Source organism: Streptomyces colwelliae (genome assembly GCF_048158785.1).
Lineage (GTDB): Bacteria > Actinomycetota > Actinomycetes > Streptomycetales > Streptomycetaceae > Streptomyces.
Genome location: NZ_JBLTJC010000492.1, coordinates 1 through 6,685 on the forward strand (window position 1 = coordinate 1; position 6,685 = coordinate 6,685).

5 protein-coding genes are annotated in these 6,685 nt (G+C 69.3%); 2 read left to right on the forward strand and 3 right to left on the reverse strand.

Going from position 1 to position 6,685, the window contains the following annotated elements:
* Nucleotides 1-1,745 (reverse strand): SulP family inorganic anion transporter (locus ACNFOC_RS48725; RefSeq protein WP_416965428.1); only part of this gene is annotated, 1,745 nt, incomplete at its 3' end.
* A gap of 336 nt (nt 1,746-2,081) precedes the next feature.
* Here ACNFOC_RS48725 and ACNFOC_RS48730 point away from each other — a divergent pair.
* Complete coding sequence (locus ACNFOC_RS48730; protein ID WP_416965429.1) at nt 2,082-3,353, forward strand: polysaccharide deacetylase family protein; 1,272 nt, start codon at nt 2,082-2,084, stop codon at nt 3,351-3,353.
* A 21-nt stretch (nt 3,354-3,374) separates the two neighbouring features.
* Here ACNFOC_RS48730 and ACNFOC_RS48735 read toward each other — a convergent pair whose 3' ends face one another.
* The gene (locus tag ACNFOC_RS48735) at nt 3,375-4,355 is read right to left on the reverse strand and encodes an ATP-binding protein (RefSeq protein ID WP_416965430.1); all 981 of its coding nucleotides are present in this window, start codon (nt 4,353-4,355) and stop codon (nt 3,375-3,377) included.
* A gap of 101 nt (nt 4,356-4,456) precedes the next feature.
* Here ACNFOC_RS48735 and ACNFOC_RS48740 point away from each other — a divergent pair, with 101 nt between their 5' ends.
* Nucleotides 4,457-5,281 carry a Fic family protein gene (locus ACNFOC_RS48740; protein ID WP_416965431.1) on the forward strand — a complete coding sequence of 275 codons (825 nt, stop codon included), beginning with the start codon at nt 4,457-4,459 and terminating at the stop codon, nt 5,279-5,281.
* 338 nt (nt 5,282-5,619) lie between these two features.
* On the opposite strand, the gene ACNFOC_RS48745 is transcribed toward ACNFOC_RS48740, so the two are convergent.
* Nucleotides 5,620-6,462, reverse strand: a complete 843-nt coding sequence (locus ACNFOC_RS48745; protein ID WP_406123814.1) for an HAD family hydrolase — start codon at nt 6,460-6,462, stop codon at nt 5,620-5,622.
* Nucleotides 6,463-6,685 lie beyond the last annotated feature (223 nt).

The window sequence follows — 6,685 nt, forward strand, 5'->3', positions numbered from 1 at the left end:
GGTGTGGAACGCGGGGGCTCGCACTGGTGGTTGCGCCAGGGCGTCCAGGGGTGGCAGCGGCAGGCGGTGGACGCGGTCGGGGTGCCGGTGAGCGCCTTGACCGTGGTGCCGGCCGGAGCCTTGGCCGTCGTGCCGGTCGTCGTGCCGGCCGGTGTCGTTCCGCCCCCGGTGCGGTCCGGCCCGGCGACGCTGACTCCCGTACGGCGGCCGGTGAGTTCGACGGAGCCGCCCTGCCCGGTGTGCGCGTTCTGCCAGTCCTGCAGTGACTCGTACGCCGCGTGGTCCATGAACGAACCGTCCAACTCCACGACGACGTGGGCGCCTTGGGGTACGAGATGCAGGGTGCGGCTGAGTCGCGGCACCGCGAGGAACGTCAACTGCCCCCGGACGTGTACGTAGTGGACTCCTTCCTTCTCGTCGTGCGTGATGTGGGTGTGGGCCAGGCGGTTGAGGGCGACGGCGACGGCGACGGTGATCCCGAGGAGCACGCCCTCCAGGACACCGAGGAACACCACGCCGAGGGTGGTGACGGCGTAGACCAGCACTTCTCGGTGGCGGGTCACCGTGCGGATGTGGTGCAGGGACACCATCTGGATGCCGACGGCCATCACGAGTGCGGCGAGCGAAGCGAGGGGAATCAGCTCCAGCACCGGGACCATCAGCAGCGCGGCGATCACTACGAGAACGCCGTGCAGCATCGTGGAGTTCCGGCTCACGGCACCGGCTTGCACATTCGCCGAACTCCGTACGGCCACGCCCGCGACCGGCAGTCCGCCGAGTGTGCCGGAGACGATGTTGGCGGCGCCCTGGCCCAGCAGTTCGCGGTTCAGGTCGGAGCGGCCGACGCGGGCGGAGAGCCCGGGCTGCCCGGCGACCAGCTTGTCCACGGCGACCGCGCCGAGCAGCGACTGCACGCTGCACACCAGGGTGGTGGTGAGGACGGCGGCGGCGATGCCGAGCACCGGGCCCTCGGGGAGTCCGGCCAGCGCGTGGCTGCTCCAGGACGGCAGATCGACCTTGGCCAGGCTCAGCCCGGCGAGGGAGGCGGTGAGGGTGGCTCCGGCGACGGCGACGAGCGCGGCCGGGATCTTGCGCATCAGATGCCCGAGCCGGCCGGGGACTCGCGTCCACAGCAGCAGAAGGGCCAGCGTCAGCACGCTCATCGCCACGTCGGCGGGGTGCAGGTCGGCCAACTGGGCGGGCAGCGCGCGGAGGTTGGTGAGGACCGAGCTCTGCGGGGTGCCGCCCAGGACGATGTGCAGCTGGGCGACGGCGATGGTGACACCGATGCCGGCGAGCATGCCGTGCACGATCGCGGGACTGACGGCGAGCGCGGTGCGGGCCACGCGCACGCAGCCCAGGGCGAGTTGGGCGAGTCCTGCGAGGACGGTGATCGCGCAGGTCGTACGCCATCCGTAACGGTGGATCAGGTCGGCGGTGACCACGGTGAGTCCGGCGGCCGGGCCGCTGACCTGGAGGGGGCAGCCGCCGAGCAGACCGGCGACCAGTCCGCCCGCGGCTGCGGCGACCAGGCCGGCCTGGAGGGGCGCGCCGGTGGCGAGGGCGATGCCGAGGGACAGGGGGAGGGCGATCAGGAAGACCGCGATGGAGGCCGACACATCGGCGCCCGCGATACGGAAGCGGCGGGGCGAGGGCGGCGGCGGGCTGTGAGGTGGGTGGACGCGCTTCGTCCGATTCGCGTTGGCATTCGAGTCGGTGGCGCGGGTGGGTACACAGGCTGACATGTCTTCCCGTCTCCTCCGGGGCAGCGCGGTCGCGGAACTGGTGGTCCCCGTCGATGGCGGGGGTCGGTCGCGGCCGTGGGGTCACGGCGTGCAGCGGCGGGATATCTCAACGCTCGGTAAACGGATCGTAATGCAGAGTAAAGGTCAAGCATAGATTTTGCGGGCAAATGGGCGAATAAGTCACCTCCGAGAGTGAAGTGGAAATTTCATCGGCTTGTCGTACTAATCCCACCTTCGGCCCCGTGCGACCTTGGCGCCGCTGCCGGGATTCCCGGCACATCGCCAGAGAACGCCCTGATCGGCGTCGGTCCGAACGAAGGAAGAAGGTGGGCGGACATGGCCGCCACCCAGAGGATCACCGCGGGCGCCGTGATCGCCGCGGCCTGTGCCGCGTCGCTCGCCGGTTGCGCGATCGGTGACAACGGTTCCCCGCAGGGAGCGCACGGTCCGCGCAAGGCGGCGCCCGCCCCGGCACCCAAGAGCGGAGTCCGCCTGATCGGGGACGGCTCCACGTCGTACACCGGGGCGCAGCCGCATCTGCCCAGACCCGAGCGGCTCAAGCCCGGCCAGAAGCCCCCGCAGTTCGTGGTCTTCTCCTTCGACGGCGCCGGCGAGGACAGCCAGAAGCTGTTCTCCCACTTCCGTGAGGTCTCCAAGGCCAACCACGCGAACATGACGTACTTCCTCAGCGGCGTGTACATGCTGCCGGAGGACAAGCGCGACCTGTACAAGCCCCCGGAGCACTCGCTGGGCAGCTCGGACATCGGCTTCAACGACGAGCAGGGCATCGCCGACACCGTGAAGCAGCTGCGCCTGGCGTGGCTGGAGGGCAACGAGATCGGCACCCACTTCAACGGTCACTTCTGCGGCAAGAACGGCGGAGTCGGCGAGTGGTCGGTCGCCGAGTGGAAGAGCGAGATCGCCCAGGCGAAGCAGTTCGTGAAGAGCTGGAAGACCAACTCCGGGATGAAGAAGGCGTCTTCACTGCCCTTCGACTACGACAAGGAACTCGTCGGCGCCCGCACGCCCTGCCTGGAAGGCCAGGCCAACTTCATGAAGGCGGCGAGCCAGTTGGGCTTCCGCTACGACACCAGCGGGGTCAACGACCAGATCTGGCCCAAGAAGAAGGAGGGGCTGTGGGACCTGTCCATGCAGCTCGTCCCGTTCCCCGGCCACTCCTACGAGCAGCTGACCATGGACTACAACTTCATGGTCAACCAGTCCGGCACGCAGACCCAGGGCGACCCCGACAAGTTCGACCAGTGGGGCGACGAGATGCGTGACGGCCTGCTCAAGGGCTTCAACCGGGCCTACGACGGCAACCGCGCGCCCCTGGTCATCGGCAACCACTTCGAGTCCTGGAACGGCGGCACGTACATGCGTGCCCTCGACGAGGTCATCGAGAAGGTCTGCAACAAGCCCGAGACGCGCTGCGTGTCCTTCCGGCAGCTGTCCGACTGGCTGGACGCCCAGGACCCGCAGACCCTGGCCAAGCTGCGCACCCTGAACGTCGGCGAGGCACCGAAGCCGGGCTGGACGTCCTTCCTGACCGGCCACCCCGCCCCGGCCCCGAAGGGTGTCCCCGGGGCGCCGGCGGTCAAGCAGTAAGCGGTCGAGAAGGGGCGCGCCTCACACCGTGGCGGTGACGCTCTCGTCGAGCACGAACCCGGGGTCGACCTGCGCGGCCAGGTCGGCCCCCGTGCGCGCGTTGCCCCAACTCTGCGCGTTCTTCAGGTGGAAGTGCACCGTCTGACGCGTGTAGCGCTCCCAGTCCCGCAGTTCGTACGTCGCGTCGGCGGCGATCTCCAGCAGGCGCAGGGCGTGGCGGTTGGCGTCCTCCAGGAGCTCGAACCGGGGCGGCCGGCCCTTCTCCATGGCGCGCACCCAGTCCGAGTGCCCCACCGTCACGAGCAGGTCGTCCCCGACTTCGGCGCGGAGGAAGTCGAGGTCGTCCTGGTCTCGCACCTTGTTGCCGACGACCTTCAGGACGACCCCGAAGTCGCGGGCGTACTCCTTGTACTGGCGATAGACGGAGACCCCCTTCCGGGTCGGCTCGGCCACCAGGAACGTGATGTCGAAGCGGGTGAACATGCCCGAGGCGAAGGAGTCCGAGCCCGCCGTCATGTCCACCACGACGAACTCGTCGCGCCCGTCCACCAGGTGGTTCAGGCACAGCTCCACCGCTCCCGTCTTGGAGTGGTAGCAGGAGACCCCCAGGTCGGCGTCCGTGAAGGGGCCCGTGACCATCAAACGGACGGCGCCGCCGTCGAGTTCCACCGGTCGCGCGCAGGCGTCGTAGACCGGATTGTTCTCGCGTACCCGCAGCAGTCGGGAGCCCTCGCCCGGCGGGGTGGTCTTGATCATCGTGTCGGCGGAGGCGATGCGCGGGTTGGTGCCGCGCAAGTAGTCCTTGATCAGGGGGAGGTGTTCGCCGAGTGCGGGCAGTGCGGCGGCCTCGGCCTCGTCCAGGCCGAGTGCGGGGCCCAGGTGCTGGTTGATGTCCGCGTCGACGGCGACGACCGGTTGGGCGGTGGCCGCGAGGTGGCGGACGAACAGGGAGGACAGGGTGGTCTTCCCGCTGCCGCCCTTCCCGACGAAAGCAATTTTCATGTTCACGAAGCGTAGTCGTGCAGTAGCTGTACGTGGCAGGTGTGCGTGAAGAAGACCACTCAATCGTGGGGCGCGCCCCTGGGATGGCTACTGTCGTACTCATGAGTACGACAGGTGCGACCGCCGATCCGCTCGCGGCCCTGGGCACACTGCCCGGAGTGGCCGAGTCCGTCGAGTCCATGCGCAAGGCCGTGGACCGGGTCTACGGGCACCGCGTCATGCGGCGCCGCAGCAACGAGCTCACCGCCGAGGCCGCACTGCGCGGCGCGCGTGGCTCGGCCGCGCTGTCCGGGGCCGACTGGGCACTCGAAGAGGTGCGTCGGCGTACCGACTTCAGTGGCGACGCGGAGGCCCGCACGATGGGCGCGGCTCTCCGGCTGTCCGCCGAGGCGGGCCAACTGCTGTCCATCTGGCGGCAGTCGCCCCTCAGGGTGCTAGCGCGGCTGCACCTGATGGCGGCCGCGAGCAGCGAGGACGCAGTCGGCCGGCCGCGACAGCAGGGGGAGCCGGTCGACGAGCCGCTCGTCGAACTGCCCCTGCCGGGCGCGGCCGAGGTGTCCGGGCGCCTGGACGGACTCTCGGACCTGATCATCGCGGGCGGCTCGGCACCGGCGCTGGTGACCGCCGCCGTCGTGCACGGCGAGCTGCTCGCGCTGCGCCCCTTCACCTCCCACAACGGCCTGGTCGCGCGCACCGCCGAGCGGATCGTCCTCATCGGCAGCGGCCTCGACCCGAAGTCCGTGTGCCCGGCAGAGGTCGGCCACGCCGAACTGGGGCGCGCGGCCTATGTGGCCGCGCTGGACGGTTACGTGTCCGGCACCCCGGAGGGCATGGCCGCCTGGATCGCGCACTGCGGCAGGGCGGTCGAGCTGGGGGCGCGCGAGTCGACGGCGGTGTGCGAGGCGCTTCAGCGCGGGGCCGCCTGACATGAAAACAGCCCTCTACGGAGGGCCTGACAAAGGGGTGCGGCGGTACGGGGATTCGTACCGCCGCTGGCATGTTCCACCGGGTTACCAAGCGTCCTCGAGATATTGCCCATCAGGTCGGGAACTTCGCCCGTCACCTGGTGCGGCTGGCCCGTAATCGACGGGTCGACGTCGCGTGGGTGCTCGGTGTTCATGCGCGGTCCGTGGGGCCAAATGCGTTATTAAGGTGATCCTTTCGGATGTCCTTGGTCTCGCGGGCCGTTGAATCCTTTGTACTCCAGCCCTGGGGGAAGCGGAACCCCTGGCCGCGCTTCTTTACTTTTGCGCTCAAAGGCTCACTAACCGGCGTAAACGGTCGCCGCCCTGCGTCGGCTCGCGTACCAGACGAGCCCCGCCGTGGCCGCCGCCGCACCCACGGCCGCGGCCACGACCAGGGCCGGGCGGGGCGGTACGGAGAGCGCGGGCAGCCGCTGCTTGAGCCGGACCGGGCGGTTGAAGTCCAGGATCGGCCACCCGCGCGCGAGTGCCTCGCGGCGCAGTGTGCGGTCCGGGTTCACGGCGTAGGGGTGTCCCACGGACTCGAGCATCGGCACATCGGTCGCCGAGTCGCTGTAGGCGTAGCAGCGCTCGAGGTCGTACCCCTCGGACTGCGCCAGCTCCTTGATCGCCTCGGCCTTGGTCGGGCCGTACGCGTAGTACTCCACCTCGCCCGTGAAGCAGCCGTCGTCGCCCACCACCATGCGGGTCGCCACCACCCGGTCCGCGCCCAGGAGTTCACCGATCGGCTCGACCACCTCGGCGCCCGACGTGGACACGATCACCACGTCGCGGCCGGCGGTGTGGTGCTCCTCGATGAGGGAGGCCGCCTCGTCGTAGATGATCGGGTCGATCAGGTCGTGCAGCGTCTCGGCGACGATCTCCTTGACCTGCTGGACGTTCCAGCCGCGGCAGAGTGCGGACAGGTACTTGCGCATCCGCTCCATCTGGTCGTGGTCGGCGCCGCCGGTGAGGAAGACGAACTGCGCATAGGCGGTCCGCAGGGCGGCCCTGCGGTTGATCAGTCCGCCTTGGTAGAAGGACTTGCCGAAGGTGAGCGTGCTCGACTTCGCAATGACCGTCTTGTCCAGGTCAAAGAAGGCTGCTGTGCGGGGCAAGGAGTGGTTTTCCACAACCCAGAGCATAGGCGCAGCCCATTCGGCGTAAGGTGAGGCGCGTGGGTTTGCCTGAGAGGCCTCTCGGGTACACCATGGAAGTCACGGATCGTTCGCGACCGTGCTAGTGACGCCAGCGACCGCGGTCCCGGAGCCACCGGATCACGGGCCGCTGTCTGGGCGGTCAGCTCCTTCCCGGGCCGTCCAGATCGGTTCCGCGCACGCCTGACAGTCGTGGGACCTGTCCCTGTTC